This is a genomic window from Trichlorobacter lovleyi (genome assembly GCF_015239775.1).
GTDB lineage: Bacteria > Desulfobacterota > Desulfuromonadia > Geobacterales > Pseudopelobacteraceae > Trichlorobacter > Trichlorobacter lovleyi_B.
Map to the genome: position 1 here is coordinate 183,548 of NZ_CP058409.1, position 16,849 is coordinate 200,396.

At 54.5% G+C, this 16,849-nt stretch carries 18 protein-coding genes and 1 pseudogene; 3 read left to right on the top strand and 16 right to left on the bottom strand.

Annotation, left to right across the window (positions count from 1 at the left end; all coding sequences use genetic code 11):
- Window positions 1-18: 18 nt before the first annotated feature.
- From FY034_RS00905 to dndA, 9 genes are all read right to left on the bottom strand, one after another.
- A complete protein-coding gene (locus tag FY034_RS00905; protein ID WP_265553098.1) occupies window positions 19-1,320 on the bottom strand; it encodes an ABC transporter substrate-binding protein in 1,302 nt (433 codons plus the stop codon).
- 67 nt (window positions 1,321-1,387) lie between these two features.
- Entirely contained in the window at window positions 1,388-2,191 is an 804-nt protein-coding gene (locus tag FY034_RS00910) for a metal-dependent hydrolase (RefSeq protein WP_265553099.1), read from the bottom strand.
- A gap of 57 nt (window positions 2,192-2,248) precedes the next feature.
- Window positions 2,249-4,822 carry a chemotaxis protein CheW gene (locus FY034_RS00915; protein ID WP_265553100.1) on the bottom strand — a complete coding sequence of 858 codons (2,574 nt, stop codon included), beginning with the start codon at window positions 4,820-4,822 and terminating at the stop codon, window positions 2,249-2,251.
- A gap of 122 nt (window positions 4,823-4,944) precedes the next feature.
- Window positions 4,945-5,376, bottom strand: a complete 432-nt coding sequence (gene mscL, locus FY034_RS00920; protein ID WP_265553101.1) for a large conductance mechanosensitive channel protein MscL — start codon at window positions 5,374-5,376, stop codon at window positions 4,945-4,947.
- A gap of 29 nt (window positions 5,377-5,405) precedes the next feature.
- Window positions 5,406-5,624 (bottom strand): S4 domain-containing protein YaaA, encoded by a 219-nt coding sequence (yaaA, locus tag FY034_RS00925; RefSeq protein ID WP_265553102.1) that lies wholly within the window; start codon window positions 5,622-5,624, stop codon window positions 5,406-5,408.
- Window positions 5,617-6,135 carry an ATP-binding protein gene (locus tag FY034_RS00930; RefSeq protein WP_265553103.1) on the bottom strand — a complete coding sequence of 173 codons (519 nt, stop codon included), beginning with the start codon at window positions 6,133-6,135 and terminating at the stop codon, window positions 5,617-5,619. The genes yaaA and FY034_RS00930 overlap by 8 nt, the downstream gene beginning before the upstream one ends.
- 459 nt (window positions 6,136-6,594) lie before the next feature.
- Complete coding sequence (locus FY034_RS00935; RefSeq protein ID WP_265553104.1) at window positions 6,595-6,843, bottom strand: GSU3529 family protein; 249 nt, start codon at window positions 6,841-6,843, stop codon at window positions 6,595-6,597.
- 2 nt (window positions 6,844-6,845) lie between these two features.
- Window positions 6,846-7,097, bottom strand: a complete 252-nt coding sequence (locus tag FY034_RS00940) for a GSU3529 family protein (RefSeq protein WP_265553105.1) — start codon at window positions 7,095-7,097, stop codon at window positions 6,846-6,848.
- A 14-nt stretch (window positions 7,098-7,111) separates the two neighbouring features.
- Window positions 7,112-8,245 carry a cysteine desulfurase DndA gene (gene dndA / locus FY034_RS00945; RefSeq protein WP_265553106.1) on the bottom strand — a complete coding sequence of 378 codons (1,134 nt, stop codon included), beginning with the start codon at window positions 8,243-8,245 and terminating at the stop codon, window positions 7,112-7,114.
- A gap of 117 nt (window positions 8,246-8,362) precedes the next feature.
- On the opposite strand from dndA, the gene FY034_RS00950 reads away from it, so the two are divergent.
- Window positions 8,363-9,277, top strand: coding sequence for a LysR family transcriptional regulator (locus FY034_RS00950; RefSeq protein WP_265553107.1), 915 nt, complete (start codon window positions 8,363-8,365; stop codon window positions 9,275-9,277).
- A 42-nt stretch (window positions 9,278-9,319) separates the two neighbouring features.
- Here FY034_RS00950 and FY034_RS00955 read toward each other — a convergent pair whose 3' ends face one another.
- The 6 genes and pseudogenes from FY034_RS00955 to FY034_RS00975 all read right to left on the bottom strand — a co-directional run bounded on the left by FY034_RS00955 (window position 9,320) and on the right by FY034_RS00975 (window position 14,645).
- The gene (locus FY034_RS00955; RefSeq protein WP_265553108.1) at window positions 9,320-9,658 is read right to left on the bottom strand and encodes a helix-turn-helix transcriptional regulator; all 339 of its coding nucleotides are present in this window, start codon (window positions 9,656-9,658) and stop codon (window positions 9,320-9,322) included.
- A 102-nt stretch (window positions 9,659-9,760) separates the two neighbouring features.
- Complete coding sequence (locus FY034_RS00960) at window positions 9,761-11,287, bottom strand: Fic family protein (protein ID WP_265553109.1); 1,527 nt, start codon at window positions 11,285-11,287, stop codon at window positions 9,761-9,763.
- A 184-nt stretch (window positions 11,288-11,471) separates the two neighbouring features.
- Window positions 11,472-11,558 (bottom strand): annotated as a pseudogene (locus FY034_RS19015) (IS3 family transposase); the annotation flags it as partial.
- A gap of 33 nt (window positions 11,559-11,591) precedes the next feature.
- Window positions 11,592-13,121: a YifB family Mg chelatase-like AAA ATPase gene (locus tag FY034_RS00965; protein WP_265553110.1), complete on the bottom strand. Its 1,530-nt coding sequence runs from the start codon at window positions 13,119-13,121 to the stop codon at window positions 11,592-11,594.
- A gap of 88 nt (window positions 13,122-13,209) precedes the next feature.
- Entirely contained in the window at window positions 13,210-14,007 is a 798-nt protein-coding gene (gene pgeF / locus FY034_RS00970) for a peptidoglycan editing factor PgeF (protein ID WP_265553111.1), read from the bottom strand.
- Between the two features lie 17 nt (window positions 14,008-14,024).
- The gene (locus FY034_RS00975; RefSeq protein WP_416222768.1) at window positions 14,025-14,645 is read right to left on the bottom strand and encodes a DedA family protein; all 621 of its coding nucleotides are present in this window, start codon (window positions 14,643-14,645) and stop codon (window positions 14,025-14,027) included.
- Between the two features lie 84 nt (window positions 14,646-14,729).
- Here FY034_RS00975 and FY034_RS00980 point away from each other — a divergent pair, with 84 nt between their 5' ends.
- The gene (locus tag FY034_RS00980) at window positions 14,730-15,167 is read left to right on the top strand and encodes a hypothetical protein (RefSeq protein WP_265553112.1); all 438 of its coding nucleotides are present in this window, start codon (window positions 14,730-14,732) and stop codon (window positions 15,165-15,167) included.
- Window positions 15,168-15,175: 8 nt separating this feature from the next.
- Window positions 15,176-16,129 carry a tyrosine recombinase XerC gene (locus tag FY034_RS00985; protein ID WP_265555195.1) on the top strand — a complete coding sequence of 318 codons (954 nt, stop codon included), beginning with the start codon at window positions 15,176-15,178 and terminating at the stop codon, window positions 16,127-16,129.
- A 39-nt stretch (window positions 16,130-16,168) separates the two neighbouring features.
- On the opposite strand, the gene FY034_RS00990 is transcribed toward FY034_RS00985, so the two are convergent.
- Window positions 16,169-16,843, bottom strand: a complete 675-nt coding sequence (locus FY034_RS00990) for a hypothetical protein (RefSeq protein ID WP_265553113.1) — start codon at window positions 16,841-16,843, stop codon at window positions 16,169-16,171.
- Window positions 16,844-16,849 lie beyond the last annotated feature (6 nt).

Consider the following 16,849-nt stretch of genomic DNA (forward strand, 5'->3'; position numbering starts at 1 on the left):
GTAACAGGAAGCCCGCAATCATTTTTGATTGGCCTTCAGCTTCCGGAACTGACTGGCTGCATCCGTTGCCAGTTTCTGTTGGATCGTCTGGCGGTCTGCCGGGAATTCGAGAAATTCAGTGAAGGCGTTAAGCCCGATCTCTGCTATTTCAGGTGGTGTTGACAGATCATAATTAAAGGCAAAGTGGCTGCTGCGTGCAATCTCCTGCAGGACGCGCCTCTGGATATCTCCATAAAAAGATACGGGTACGGTCCGGCTGGGAGCAAGCGCACCAGAGCCTTTGCTCAGGGCTTCCTGCGGGGCTGCAGCGGTCAGAAAAGCCATGACCTGCTTGGCACCGTCTTTGTTGGTTGCCTTGCGGGGGACCACCAGACCGTCAATCGGCCCCATGGAAACCAATGGCAGGGTGGGGTCAATGATCGGAAACGGGAAAAAATCAAAGTCTTTGCCGGCAACCCATTTGTGAGAGGTATTCGTGAAATAACCGATCACCCAGGTGCCCATTAAGGTCATTGCCGCCTTGCCGGTGTATACGAGCTCATTTGCGCCGCTATCCCACGACAGGTCATTGAGGTTCCGGTTAAAGTATCCCTTCTGTATAAGCTGCTGCCACTGTTCAAAAACTGCGGACACACGAGGGTCTTGGTAGCCAATCTTTCCCTGCATCAGCGCTTGGCGGAACTCATAGGGAGCGGTCCGCAGGAGTAGCAGATCAAACCAGAATTGGGCTGGCCATTTTTCCCTGGCGCCAAGGGCAATCGGAGTGATCCCTTTTGATTTTAGGATCGCGCAAACGTTCAGGAATTCTTTCCAGGTTTTGGGGGGAGTCAGGCCATGGGCGGCAAAGACCTTTTTGTTGTAGAAGAAACCGATGTAGTGTTGCGTCAAGGGTATAAAATACTTTTTGCCGTTGTACTCGCAGGCTGCCTTAATAACCGCAGGCGAGAAGCGCTCATCAAGCCTGGTCTGCGCCCAGACATCGTCAATCGGTTCCAGATACTCGATAATCGAAGCTGTTCGAGCACCTGCCCAATAGGAGTAAAGATCAGGAGGGTTGCCTGCTTCAAGATTGTGTCTGATGCTGGTCTTGAATGATTCGTGATCCAGGGGAATCGGCTTGAGATCATAACGGCTATTCTGGCTGTTAAAAATCTTGGCCATATCATCCAGGCCGCCGTTCATGGAGTCGGTAAAATAGTGCAGAAAGGTAATGCTGGTCTTTATGGAAGCACCCGTCTTTGAACTGTTTGTTCTATCGCAGGCGGCAAGCAGGATGAGAAGCAAAGAAATAACGGCAAAACGCAAGAAATAACAGGCCATCCCATTGTTCTCCGGCTGCTTGCCAACCATTCAGGGCAAAGCAGGTAAAATTATTTTGGCGAGATCATTACTTCCAGGTAATGGTTTCTCCCACCGTCATCTGATGCATCAGAAATTCAAGGCCGTAACGGCGTAGAGCCTTTTTAAACTGTTCCGGGGTGCCGGTCAAGGCCGGGAAGGTGCCAAAATGCATCGGAATGGTCTTTTTTGGGCGGATCATCTCCACGGCCTGGGCTGCCCGGACCGGCCCCATGGTAAATTTGTCACCGATGCAGACCAGCATCAGATCAACCTGGCCTTTCAACAGCGCCATATCGCTGAACAGGTCGGTGTCACCGGTATGGTAGATACGGGGGCCATTTTTGACGCTGATCAGGAAGCCTCCCGGCTCACCGGCATAGACCGGACCGTTGGGGGTATCCATGCTGGCACCGTGGATGGCCGGTACGAACAGCACCGTCACCTCGCCATCCAGCAGGCTGATGGTGCCGCCAAAGCTGCCGGTTTCAGCCCGCTCGGCCTGCTTGGCCGGGAAGCCTTTGTAGGCCACCATCGCCTTTTGCAGGTCAAAGGTGGCCACCAGCTTGGCGCCGGTCTTCTTGGCGATCTCCACCGCATCACCGATATGGTCGCCATGGCCGTGGGTCAGAAAGATCAGATCAACCTTGGTCAGCCCGGCCAGATCCTTTTCAGCGTTGGGGTTGGACGGGTTGCTGATCCAGGGGTCCACCAGCAGCACCTTGCCGTTGGGGGTGACCACCTTGAAGGCGGCATGGCCGTACCAGGTCAGCTGGGCCGGGGCAGCCAGGGCGGCATTGGCTGCAAGGATAATGAACGCAAGCAGGGTAACAATGATGATCAGGCGTTTCATGGTAGGCTCCCTTCTTCAGGTTTGTTTCTCAAATCAGTGCGGTTCATCAGGATGAAATCATGCATGGCCCACATTCACCCTCTGTATCTCTTCTACCAGCAAATCGGGATCGAGTACAACCAGCATATCATCAATCTTTCCACACATCTCCGGCTTGATGATGCTTTTTACATAGCCTGAGTCGGCACCGATAATCGGTGGGACACGCTCTAATCGGGATGCGTCAAATTCCGGCACGGCGTCAAGATCCTGCACCAAAAGCCCAACCAGCCCTTTGGCTGTCCTGATGATCACGATATGGTCTTTGTAGGACAACTCGAGTGCCGTGGTTTGCAGCCCTTGATGCGGTACAATCCCCTTTTTCTGATTGAACAACAGCTTTGGGTTGATGACCGGAACAACTTGCGGGGTACCGCCGAATTCAGCCGTAACAAACGGGGTTGTTCCGACCAGGTACGGCTTTGAACCGGGCAGTGGCACTAGTTTATCGGCCTCAACAGCCTCAACAACCGATGCAGCAGGCAGTGAGTAGATTTTGTCGCTTACGATAAACGTCGCAAGCTCAACCGTCTCGGCACTCTTAATGGTTCCGGTGTTGTAGGTTGCGTTGGTCTGACTGGCCGGCCTGTCCCGGACATCCCCGATCGGCACAAAGACAAACGCGATTAGGTCATTTTTGTAGTCACCGCTGTTCTTGTATTCCCGATATCCACATGAGGTCATACAGCCGACGATAAAATATTTCTGGCGGTGCACAATGATCCGGGAAATCCCTTCACCGTTCGGCAGTGCAAAAAAATCATGGTCAAGTGTGAGCCTGGAACCGATCCGGTAGTCGTCGCAGGTGGTTGAAATAACAACGCCGCTTCTATCGGTAAAGACGGCAAAGGCCCCGCTCTTTTGAGGCAGGTTGTCGTTCAGCATCGCCATAAACTCCGGGGCAGCATCAAAGACGATCCCGATACCTCCAACAACCGTAGCGGTGTCATCCAGGGATCGAATAGCTGCGTTATAGACATAGGTTTCGCATTCACCATACAGCCAGGTCTTCTGAAACGCTGAAACCGAGTATTTTTGGCTGTTGTCGAGCCCCATAACCTTATGCAGCTGGGCCTGATCATACTTCTTGCCGACCAGATTAATGTTGTCACCATGCAGATTGCTCGCCGCCACAATGGTGCCATCCGTGTCATACACAAAAATCCTCGTATAGACCGTGTAGAGCGAGTTGATGTAGATCAGGATATCGGTAATTGTCTGCAGATCGTCTTCACTCCGCTCCGACAAGCTCAGCACCCTGCGGATATCATTGGTCAGCGCCCACCAGCGGCAGTCATTCGCCCTCTCGTACAGGTTGCGATCCATGATGTCGATCATCAGCCGTGCAATAAATTTCACGTCTGACAGACTTGATGAAATAACGGTCTGGTACAGGTTTGAGATCGAACTCTCAAACACCTCCCGGGTCTTTTGCCCGTTTTTCGATATCTGGCGCAGGATCGCCTTGAGCCGCACCAGATCGCCCTTGCCGCCGGCCGCCATGACCTGGCCGTTCCAGACCACCCGGCGCAGTGCCAGGTTGATATCGTCGGCCCCGGAAACGATGGCACTCAGATCCGGGCAGAACGAGTCAGCGTACTGCATGATGTTGTCGAGGGTTTCAGCATCAATCTCGCCCAGCAGCCCTGTTGCTGCCTTAAAGGCGTCCGCAGGAACCATGACATGGCCCTGCCACCCCAGCCCAAAGAACCCCTGGTAGCCTCTGGTCTTGCAGGTCTTGGCGAGATAATCCCGGCCATTGTGTTCAATGACACTGTAGGCGCTGTCTTCCTGAATGGGGAATGCCTTCCCCAGGGAGACCGATGATTCATCGCTGGAGGCGATCACCAGCCCATTATCATCAAGAAGGCACATAATGGATTTGTCCCCTTTGTTCTTCAGGCTGGCAAAAATGCCCTCCATTTCGTTTTCAAACCTGAAACAGAGGCAGAGAACACCAATCACGTTGCCTGATTCAGGGTCTTCAATCTTTTGTGAATAGATCAGGGAACGGTCGTTCATGGGGCGTAGATCAGATTTTTTGAAGCTCTCCAGATAGCCGTCCTGCTGGATGGTGTCCATGACCAGCGGGTCCTTTGAGGAAATGATACCGCTTGTTTCGTCAAGATTTGCCAGCACTCTTTTATAGGTGTCGAGGATGATGATCTCGTCATAGACGGTATATTTGTCGCGGTATTCCTTGAGGCGTTGCACAATCGCCTCCTTCGGCACCTTGCCGAGAATAAACTGGCGGATGTCATTGTCGGTTGCAAGAAAGCCGACGTCGGCAGTCCGTTCGTACAGGTTACGGATGATGATATCGACGACCACCTGCGCCTTTGAGGTGATATCCAGCACAACCTTCTTGATATTCTCGGCAACTAGATTTTCAATGAGTTTTTCTTCGAGAACCCCAAAGCCTTCCTGGGTCTTTTGCATGGTGGAGAGAATAGTCACTGCTTCGTGGGGACAATTCATTTCAGCATTGGCTGAAATAACCGACCAGATAAGATCCAACCCATCGAGACTTTGTTTGCAACGCCTGACGGATGGCATGTAATCAATCATTTCTTCAATAAACTGTTTTTGCATACAACGACTCCTTTGAGTTGGAATGTCAGGACATCGTTGTCCGCAATTTTATAGTTGGTATGTGGTTCAGGTTAGTTTTGTATGGAATGTCCTTTTTGGGGTAGTGTCTTCATGTTGGCTGGTTACAGTTGTGAGGTACAGTGAGGACAACGGCTTGCCTCGTCATGCACCGCTGATTTACAAAAAGGGCACTCACGCGGTGCCGGTGCCGGAGCGGGTTCTTCAGTCTTGCGCACCTTGTTGGCGGCCTTGACAATCATGAAGATCACCAGCGCCATGATCAGAAAATCCAGGGTTGTGTTGAGAAAGATACCGTAGTTGAGGGTGGGGGCACCGGCCGCCTTGGCTGCCGCAACAGTCGCATACTCGCCCCCTTTCAGGCTGATGAAGAGGTTGCTGAAATCAACCTTGCCCAAGGCCAGGCCCACCACCGGCATGATCAGGTCGTTGACGGCAGAGTTGACGATTTTGCCAAAGGCAGCGCCGATAATTACACCAACCGCCAGGTCCAGCACGTTGCCCTTCATGATAAAGGTCTTGAATTCCTGCAGCATGGCAACCTCCCCTATGAAATGTCGTCCGGCTATGCCTGCTCGATCAGAAAGCTCGAGCTGCCGGTAAGCGTAATGGTATCACCGGGATAGAGTTTGCGTCCCCGGCGGGTCTCAACCGCTCCGTTGACCTGAATCTGGCCTTCCTGAATCACGATCTTGGCCTCGCCGCCGCTCATGACCAGGTTGGCAAGCTTCAGGAAGCTGTCCAGCTTGATGTAGTCGGTATCGATTGAAATTTTTTCAGACATGGGAAACCTTTCTATCCAGACTACGGTACTGAATCGCCTCGGCCAGATGCGGTTCATGGATCGCTTCAGATCCGGCCAGGTCGGCAATGGTGCGGGCCACCTTGAGGATGCGGGAGTAGCTGCGGGCCGAGAAGCCCAGCTTGTCTCCGGCCAGTTCCAGCATCCGGTGACCGGCGGCATCAAGCTCACAATGCTTCTTGATCAGGCGGGCGTTCATCTGGGCATTGCAGTGCACCTTGGTGCCGGTGAACCGTTCCTGCTGCACCTGGCGTGCCCGGATCACCCGGGAGGCAATGACGGTGGATGACTCGGTTTCACGGCTGTCGGACAGGTCGCGGTAGGCCACGGCCGGCACCTCGACATGCAGGTCGATCCGGTCCAGCAGAGGACCGGAGATGCGGGAACGGTACCGTTTGATGGCAATCGGCGTGCAGGTGCAGGCATGGGCCGGGTCCCCCAGATAACCGCAGGGGCAGGGGTGTGTGCACCTTTCTCTACTATTCCCATTCAAGACGGCACTCGTTCTCAATCTACATTCCCCTCGCAAAACAGCAGCTTCCCGGTTATCCCGAATTCCCCATCACAGTTGGTGAACACATCCGTAAGAAACGAATGGATCTCGGACTCCTCCAGAGAGAAGTCGCCGAGATCATCGGAGTTACTGAGTCATCAGTATGGAATTGGGAGCACGGAGTTGAACCAGAACAGCACTATAACCCCAATATAATCAAATTTCTAGGGTATATTCCGTTCGACTGTCCGGATGACACTGTTGGTAGGCTTGCGTGGTATAAGAGAGCGAATGGACTCACCCTGAATGAACTGGGGCAACAGATGCAGCGACACCCGGATCAGTTACAGGAGTGGTTGAGCGGAACTAGGATACCATTCAGAAAAAGCCAGGAACGGATCGAGCTGTTTCTGGAAAACCAGGAAACTTTCCTTCAGCAAGGGAAAAAACGAGGGCATATTACTCTTCCAGACGACTCAATGCCTTTTCCAGGATGACATTGTTGACTCCCATGCCCAGATAACCGGTCTGGCCGTATGTGTCGTAGTTCGTCACTTTTTCCGCCAGCTCAAGTATGTCGGCTTCCCTGGCGTGGAATCTGTCCCGGTTTTCAATGATCCAATAGATACGCTCCGCCAAAAAATTCGGCAGCTCCTGTTCATTCTGAGCAGCTTCCGTAACGGATTGTAACTTCTCAAATACTGTCATCGCTATTCCTCCAGCCAGCGCAATGTCCGTTTAATGTCTTCATGGTCGTATGCCCATTTACAACAACCTGCCTCGGCGTAGACATCGTACTCCCGGACCTGGGCGGCAAGAATTTCGACCAGATACTCTTTCCCCTGATAAAGCTCAGGGCTTCTAGCCACCATAAGGACGGGGTCGGCAAGCCATTTCGGCAGATCTTGGTGTTCATACTGCTCAACGGTAACCTCTTCCAGCTCTCTGAATATGTCGCTCATTTGAACCACCTTCCTTATCCGCGCAGCGCACGGAGAATAGTTTCCACTTCATGCCAATCCACTTCAGGGGTCATGTGGCACCACGACAAGCGGATTGATTGTTCAACTTTTTCAGGCGTTAACCCCATTGCTGCCAGTACATGGCTTGGCGTGTGAGTATGTGAGGTGCATGCCGAGGTGCTGGACACTGCAATAACATTTTTCAGAGCTTTAATTGCCAGATCCGAGTTGATTCCTGGCAGCGACACATTGAGCACATGCGGCAACGTATGATCTTCTGCGCCGTTCCTCTGCGCACCAAGTGCCGAGAACGTTGCCAGAGCCTGTTCCCGAAAAACCCGGCATTTATACGTCCGCTCATTGTTGTTTCGTACCGCAAGCTTTGCAGCCTCCCCGAGACCGGCAATCAGGGGAACCGGCAGCGTGCCGGGGCGAAGTCCCTGTTCCTGCCCGCCACCAAACATGAGCGGGCGCAGCGGGGGAAACTGACGGTCACGCTTGCGGGCAATTAGAGCGCCAACACCTTTGGGGCCGTATATCTTGTGACCACTTACGGAAATGAGGTTGATACGCGGATGGCGGAGCTGCTCAAACTCCTTGCCGAATCCCTGGGCAGCATCAACATGCCACCAGGTTTCATGGTTCGATACTATATCCGCAACCTCCGTCAGCGGTTGCAGTACCCCGGTCTCATTGTTTACTTGCATGGTTGAAACCAGAAGCGTGTCCGGACGAAGCGCATCCGCCAATAGCTGCGGATCAAAGCGGCCATCTGTCTCTACCGGAATAATCTGTACCTCGAAGCCCAGACGCGCCATCTCGTCAAACGGTTCAAGCACCGCCTTGTGTTCAATGGCAGTGGTGATCAGATGACGGCGACCGCGCCGTATTCCCTCCTCGGCGAGTCCGAGTATCGCAAGGTTGTTACTCTCCGTTGCACCGCTGGTAAAAATTACTTCATCACGTCGAGCCTTGACCACCTCAGCCACTTGCCCCCTGGCATGTTCCACAGCGGCAAGCGCAAAGACTCCGTAGTCATGAATGGGACTCGCAGCATTACCGAAATCCTTTTCCAGAAATCGCATCACCACTGATGCCACTGACGGATCTACCGGCGTTGTAGCGTTGCAATCAAGATAAATAGCCATGTCATCCTCCCTCAGCGGTAGTTATTGCCAAGTATATGCAGAACATGTATATAAGAAAAATATATTGTTTTTATCATTGCTATATAAATATCGAATGGCTTTGAGGTGAAGAAATCTATGGACGTAAAACAGCTTAGATTCTTCCTGGGTGTGGCGGAGTGTGAAAGCTTTACCAAGGCAGCAGAGAAACTGCATATAGCCCAGCCGGCCCTCAGCATAGCCATCAAAAAGCTTGAGGAAGAGCTGGAAGTGCTTCTGTTCAATCGTAGGGATAGGAAGATAACCTTGACTGCCGAAGGTGAAGCGCTGTTACTTCATGCACAAAGTATTCTTCAGGGGGTAAACAACGCGAAACAGGAGATTGCCGATCTGCGGGGTCTGCTCAAGGGGGAGGTGCGCGTCGGTCTCACCCCGATGTTAAGCAGTTTTTTCTTCCCGAAGATAATCGCATCATTCAAACATAGTCATTCTGGCCTCAGGATTTCCATTTCCGGTGACAGCGCCTGGAATATCCAGCGAAAAATCGAATCTGGTGAATTGGATGTCGGAGTTATCGCCGGAGAAGTGCCAGAGGGCTTGGACTCCCACCACCTTTTACGGGAAGAAATCGTTGCGTGCGTGTACCCCGGACACCCCTTTGCCGGACGTAAAAAGGTTGCGTTGCGCGAACTGCTCAAAGAACCGCTGATTCACTACAAAGAAGGGTATCATCTGCGCGAGTTGATTGATGAACTACATGCCGGGGAAGGGATAACGCCTCTGGTGGTGGCAGAATCTAATTTGTTCACCTTGATCCGAAGTCTGGTCAAGGAGAGGTTGGGGCTGGCGTTTTTCCTCAAGATGGTAGTAGCACGCGATGCAGAAGTAGTCGCCATCTCATCTGATCCGCAACTTTTTATGGATCTCCACATCGCGTGGAAGAAAAATTCGTATCTTTCGAGGGCAAACCGCGCCTTTGTAGATTTTCTTATCCGGGAACTGGATGAGTATTACATGATTACGCAAGCAGCAGGGTCGTTTCCATTACCTTGATCAGAGAATTTTCAACGCTGGAACTTCCGACACAAACTGTCGTCAGAAATCATCATTGACTTTAACCACGCTACGAACCCGCTTGGGCAGCAAGGCCAACTTGTCGTCAATGTGCCTCCCGAAAGTATATCGGATTGAATTCTCTTCGTCGCTGAAAAGCTTTACTCCGACTATATTGGCAACCTCGAACACCAGGCCGATCTCACATTTCGGATCACCCCACTCGATCTTCTGCAAGGTCCTTCTGGAAATCCCCGCCCGTCCGGACAGCTCTTCCTCGGTTATCTTGCGTTCTTTTCTGCCAAGCCGGATGAGTTTACCCAACAGCTCAGCGGCATCCCGGGTCTGACGGAGATATGTGCGGTTAACTGGAGAGGCCATAAAAAACACCAAATGGATATTATCGCAATCGCTAAACAATTGTATGGATACGATAGTATCCGTTTAGGTAAAGATCTAATGAAACGCGGGAAGCATGAAAGCTTACTCAACGCGGCACGAACGGACGAAAGCGGCAAATGGTCGTATATCGCCACCGAATGAGGCAGCATCAAGCGCTTCCATGTATTCTTTACGTCGGTCCACCGGAATGATAGTCCAACTGAAACCGCCCGAAGCGAGCATGGCGTTCATCAGGAAACGACCGATCCTGCCGTTGCCATCCATGTAGGGGTGAATGTAGACAAAGATGAAGTGACCCAGCACCCCCCTGACAGCAGAAGAGGACTCAGCTTCAAGCAGATCACATAACTCCGGCATCATCTCGCGCACAGCCTCCTTCGAAGGGGGCACATGGGCGGCGTTGCGGATATACACCTGTGCGTTGCGGTATCCCGCAAGATCGACAGCCGACAGGATGCCGGCATCCACACTGGGCGAAAACAGACTGCGGTGCCAGGCGGCATGGTCTGAACGGAATGCCGTGCCCGGGTTTGCACCTGAAAATATCCTGCGGATCGTGGCCATGACTTCATTGTGGGCCAACCAATAACCGCGCGCAGCCATGGCATTGCGCGACTCGGAATCCTCCCGGGTATTTTCCGGGTTCCAGTCACCACGGGATACACGACTGATCAGTTCATCGGATACCCGGTATCCTTCTATGGAGAGAGAGTGGTAGGCATCCAGTTGATACTGCTCTTCAATACGGGACATGAAGAGATCGATATTTTCAGGAATCCCCGGTTCCTGTGGAAACAGTTCAAGAACCGGCTGGCGCATCTCATGCCACATGAGTCGTATCCGCAGAGCATGGCGGGATTCGCTGTGCGTCAGCAGATTCATCGGCAGAAGTTCCTCAAAAGGATTGGATTCCGTAACCATGTATCCGCCAGAACGCATGGTTGCCAGAATCTGATCGGCATGTTCCGCCCGCCCGACAGCTCGCAACGCTCCGGCAAGTCTGCCGGCGATTGTGCTGTGTCCACCCTCCAGAAGTTCCCGGAGAAGAGTGGATGCATCCCTGACCCCGGACAGCACAATTTGCGCATCACGGGCATGGTTTCGGTAAAAGGAGGGCGGAGCCTTTATCAGGGCGGTTTCAGGCATGAGAACGCGGAGAGTGCCGACCATCGTCACTTTGTCGGCAGTCATGGATTCCACAGCTTTGTAGTCAAAAAGACTGCAACCGTTCGGCAGGGAGAGAGTTCCGTTCTTTGCCAGGGGGGAGTGGACCGTGACCTGTTTCGGCAACAGTGTGCTACCGGCATGGAGGGACAGGGACAGGTCGGGTGACACATGCCAGTTATCACCGAACCGTTCCGTGCAGTACCCGGCAATAAACTCACGCATGGCAGCAAACCAGGGGGTGCTGTCACCCATCTGTTCATCAGGACGGGACGGCATATACCAACCCTTGAGGATCTGTCTCAGGAAGCCGTTTTTTACAAGCGATGACAACTGGATTCGCTTGAGTTCAGTTGACTTGATGACGGATTTCCCGTCATCCTGCAGTTTTTTCAGGACAGTCAGGGCATCTGCCAGATGTTGCTGAGTCGGACTGGTCTTCATGGTCGCCTTGCTGTTACACGATTATTATGATCAAGCATTACAAGATTATTGTTGAAGTGGCAAGGGGATTGCGGTCGTGGTGGATCGCGGGGACGTACCTTGAACTCGCTGTCTGCCAGTGTTCATTGGTTGGTCCCAAACAAATCTGCATAGATTTAGTTACGCAGTGAGCTGCTTTGAGCTCTTCAAATGCTACAGGACTGATGCGACCATTAGCACTGTGGCGGCGGTTACGATTGTAGTCAACTTCAATATACTCAAACACTGATCTCGGTAATGTCACACCGAAACTTCTCCCTATGAATCACGATGTCTTCCTATCCAAACTCCGATACTGGATCGCCTCGGCCAGGTGCTGGTCGCGGATAGCTTCTGACCCGGCCAGATCGGCAATGGTGCGGGCAACCTTCAGAATACGGGAGTAGCTGCGGGCGGAGAATCCCAGTTTTTCTCCGGCCAGTTCCAGCATTCGGTGCCCGTTCTGGTCAAGTTCACAGTGTTTCTTGATCAGGCGGGCGTTCATCTGGGCGTTGCAGTGGACCTTGGTCCCTTTGAAGCGCTCCTGCTGCAGGTTTCTGGCCTGGGTTACCCGAGCCGCGATTGCGGCAGAGCTTTCAGTTTCACGGCTGTCAGACAGGTCACGGTAGGCGACGGCAGGAACTTCAACATGCAGGTCAATCCGGTCCAGAAGCGGCCCGGAGATGCGGGAACGGTACCGTTTGATGGCAATCGGCGTGCAGGTGCAGGCATGGGCCGGGTCCCCCAGGTAGCCGCAGGGGCAGGGGTTCATGGCTGCCACCAGCATGAAGCGGGAGGGATAGGTCAGGGATAGCAGTGAACGGGAGATGGTTACCCGGCCGTCCTCAAGGGGCTGGCGCAGGACCTCCAGCGCATTTTTCTTGAACTCGGGCAGCTCATCCAAAAACAGCAGTCCGTGGTTTGCCAGGGAGACTTCACCGGGCCGTGGTGAAGCCCCGCCGCCGATCAAACCGACATCCGAGATCGTGTGATGGGGTGACCTGAATGGCCGGGTGGTGACCAGGGCGTGCCCGGATTCCAGCAGGCCGCTGACGCTGAATACGGCGGTGGTTTCAATCGCTTCGTCAAAGCCGAGCGGCGGCAGGATGGAGGGGATCCGGCGGGCCAGCATGGTCTTGCCGGAACCGGGAGGACCGATCATCAGGAGGTTGTGACCACCGGCAGCGGAGACCTCAATGGCCCGCTTGGCATGATCCTGGCCGCGCACCTCGCAGAAGTCTTCACCATGTTCCTCCTGCTGCTGGAAGAGCCGTTTCAGATCAACCTGTTTGGGGGCAATCTCCAGTTCACCCCGCAGGAATTGGACCACGTCGGTCAGGGTGGCTGCCGGCAGTACCTCGATCCCTTCTACAACGGCTGCCTCGGCAGCATTTTCGGGTGGCAGGATCAGCCCGGCAAGACCGGCCTGCCGGGCGGCAACCGCCACCGGCAAGGCGCCCCGCACCGGTTTCAGGCTGCCGTCAAGGGAAAGCTCACCCAGCAGGATATAGCGGTTGACGCGATCACCGGTGATGGTGCCGGTGGCGGTCAGGATGCCGATCGAGATCGGCAGGTCAAAGGCAGAACCTTCCTTTTTCAGGTCGGCCGGTGCCAGGTTGGCGGTGATCCGGCGGGGGGGGAAGTCATAGCCGCTGTTCTTTAAGGCGGCCTTGACCCGGTCCTTGCTCTCCTTGACCGCTCCGTCAGGCAGACCGACCGTGGAAAACTGCGGCAGGCCCTGGGCAATATCCACCTCCACGTCAACCAGGATGGCGTCAATTCCGACAACGGTGGCACTCAACACCTTAGCAAGCATGGCTCCCTTTCAGACATCCTGAGCAGTCTTGCGCTCTCATTCCCGCCGGGTTCAAGCTGGCGCTGGGCAGGCGGGAAGGCGCAGCGGTCTACGAAAGCATGATGAAGCCCATCTGCCGTCCTGTCTCACCGTTATCCCGCCGGTAGGAAAAGAACAGCTCTTTTTGGCAGCAGACACAGTTGCCGGAGGTCTGGATGGAGCCGGAGAGCAGCCCGGCATCCTCAAGTTGCATCCGGTTGGCCAGGGCCAGGTCAAGCCGCCATTTGCCGCTACCGGCAGGCTCTGCCACGGCGTTCCAAAGCTCGGTTTGATCCTTGAAACCATCCTTGACCGGCTGGTCCACTTCATAACAGCAGGGGTTGATACAGGGGCCGATTGCAGCCTGTATATCCCTGGGACGGCTGCCGAATACCTGTTTCATTCCTTCAGCGGCCTGGGCGGCAATCCGGGCCGCTGTACCCTGCCAGCCGGCATGGACCGCGGCAATCACCTTCTTGACCGGATCAAACAGCAGGAGCGGCACGCAGTCTGCCACGGTGACCCCGATCATCACACCGGGCTGGTTGGTGATGATGGCGTCAGCCTCAAGGGCGGTAAAGTGTGAAAAATCATCGTTGGGCGCGTCAATAACCAGGATGTCGCTGCCATGGTTCTGGCGCACCGTGACCAGGCGTTCCTGTGGGATACCAAAGGCCCGGGCCAGCAGGCTGCGGTTACCCTCCACGTTGTGGGGCGAGTCATCGGTGTTCATCCCCAGATTCAGTGAGTTGTAGGGAGGACGTGAGATACCTTCGTGCCGGGTTGTGAAGCCCTGAATCGTTGCCGGGGATGTCGCTTCAAAGCTGGGCGCAAGATAGTGAATGCGTCCGATGCGGGTCGTTTCCATTTGAATTCCTTTGCCTTTCAAGGCTTATTACGGTTTAATGTCTGCCGGCGGCGCTGCCACCAGATATAGCCTGCCACCAGTCCGCAGCTTGCCAGAATGACCCAGGCCAGGGCACGGTGGGACCAGGCCATGACCAGTTCCTGATTCTGGCCGATGGCATAGCCGATCCAGGTCAGGATGCTGCACCAGATGCCGGCTCCCAGCAGGGTGTAGAGGGTAAAACGCAGATGATTCATGCCGGCCACACCGGCAGGAATTGAAATGAGATGCCTGATCACCGGCAGCAAGCGGCCGATAAAGGTGGATATCTCGCCGTGGCGCAGAAAGAATGACTCAACGCGCTCAAACTTGTCCGGTGGAATCAGGACATAACGGCCATACTTAAGGATCAGGGGGCGCCCCAGATAATGGGCGGCATAGTAATTGGCATAGGCCCCGGCCAGACTTCCCAAGGTGCCGGCCAGGATTGCCGGCAGCCATGCCATCCTCCCCTGGTGGATCAGGTAGCCTGCAGGCGGCATCACCAGCTCGCTGGGGACAGGAATGATGGAGCTTTCCATCGCCATGAGCAGAAAAATGCCGGGATACCCCATAGAGCCAATGGTTTCGAGTAGCCAGCTGATCAGTTCGTGAATCATGAAAGTCCTTTACCGGGCAAAATGCCCCTCCTTATACCTTAAAAAGCCGGGCGACACAACCGCCCCCATGAAAGGAGTCTGTTGATGAGTATCAGACTTTGCGTGTTACTGCTGCTGCTGCCGGTACTGGTTGGGGGTTGCGCTTCGTTCCGCGCTAAAAACCGCCAGGACGCCTGTGAAAAGATGATCAAGGATTACAACCGGATGATCCGCTGGCAGGAGGCTGAAAAGGCAGGCATCGCCTTTGTGGATGCAAAACAGCGCCCAAACTTTGACAAAGGGGCCGAAGCGTTGCGCCGTCGTGGAGTCACCGTGGCAGATTACCGTATCCTGGCCAAGGAGTGTCTGGTTGAAAAGAAGAAGGCCGAGTCCACGGTTGAATTTGATTATTTTGTCATGCCCGACAACCGTTTGAAGACCGTGACCGATCATCAGAACTGGATCTTTATTGAAGAGAATCCCGCGGAACCCGGGTTGAAGGAAGGCTGGCGGCTTGTCTCTCCCCTGCCCGAGTTCAAGTAGCGCGCATGATGGATGAGCTGACGCAACAGGTGGCACGGTTTCTTGAGTTTCTGGCAACGCAACGGAATGCCTCGCCCCATACCATTGCTGCCTACCGTAATGATCTGAACGGGTTTACCTCCTTTGTCCGGAGCGAGCGTGGCACTACGGTAAGTACGAAGACGGTTGACCATCTGCTGCTGCGCCTCTATCTGGCGAGTTTAAATGGCGTGAACAAGCAGCAGCAACAGGCCGGGTACGCCAAGAGCAGTATCGGACGTAAACTGGCGGCGGTCAGGGCGTTCTTTGGCTGGCTGGTGCGGACCGGGCAGCTTGAGGTCAACCCGGCAGAGCTGATTGCCACGCCCAAGCGGGAGCAACGCCTTCCCTTTCATCTTAATATTGACCAGACCGTGACGCTGATCGAGGCCCCTGCTCATGCCACGCAGGAGCAACCCACCCTGGCCCGGGATACGGCCATCCTTGAGTTGCTCTATTCAAGCGGCCTGAGGGTTTCGGAGCTGACCGGACTGGCGGTCGCTGATCTTGATCGTGCTGCTGGGATGGTCAGGGTGCAGGGAAAGGGTGGCAAGGAGCGGATTGTGCCGGTCGGATCAGCCGCCTTGGTGGCACTGGAACAGTACCTGGCCGGGCGTGGGCAGCTGGCGGATGATGCCCCGCTCTTTCTCGGCTGCCGCGGCGCCCGGATCAACCGCCGCACGGTTGCCATCCTGGTAAAGCGCTGGTCTTCGGGCATTCCTGCCTTCCGCTCGATCTCACCCCACACCCTGCGTCATACCTTTGCCACACATATGCTGGAAGGAGGGGCTGACCTGCGCTCAATTCAGGAACTGCTGGGGCATTCCTCCCTTTCCACAACCCAGAAATATACCCATGTCGGGCTTGATCGTCTGCTGGAGGTCTATGACAAGGCCCACCCCCGTGCCCGCGAGACAGACCAACAAAACGGGGAGAGCACCTGACGCGCTCTCCCCATGCCATCCTGTCTGTCGATCTGCCGGTTATGCCAGTTCGATGGTGACCCTGGCCCCTTCTTCAACCTTTAACTTGCGCTCGATGCCGGGACCGATCACCAATGCATTTTCATACTGCATTTCAACATCATTGATGATCATGACCGGGAAGACACCACCGCCGCCAGCCTCGGTGCTTATCTTCATCTTCTTGCTGGTCTTGCCGAAGAAATCGCTGATATGTTTGGCCGTTGCCTGGCTGACAGCCACCATGCCCAGTTGGTCAAAGCTGCTGCTGACGTCACCCTGCTGGAGGTGGGCGATCCGCAGGGACATCCCGTCATGGCTGCTGGCGGCAACGGGTGCGGCAGCAGGCGCTGCGCCCGGCTTGGGCAGCATCTGCTCAAGTTTACGTAAGGCCAGATTCAAGGTGATGTTGACCATGGACATGTTCACGTTTTTTGAACAGAGGACGCTGATATAGGCACCGCTAAGCGGCCGTACCATCAGCCTTCCTTCTGAAAAGCGGAGGTCCATTGCCACCAGGTTTTGGGGGATCTGGAGTGCATGCAGGCAGTCAAGGACCGTCCCGGCAGCGGTGGAAAGATGTTTTTCGTCAAGGATCAACGGGCAGGCTGCAGCAAGGATCTTCCCCTGCTCATTATACAACGAAGTGCCGATCACGCCGTCTATAGCGGTTATCTGTTGCAGGATAGTCTGCATGGATCC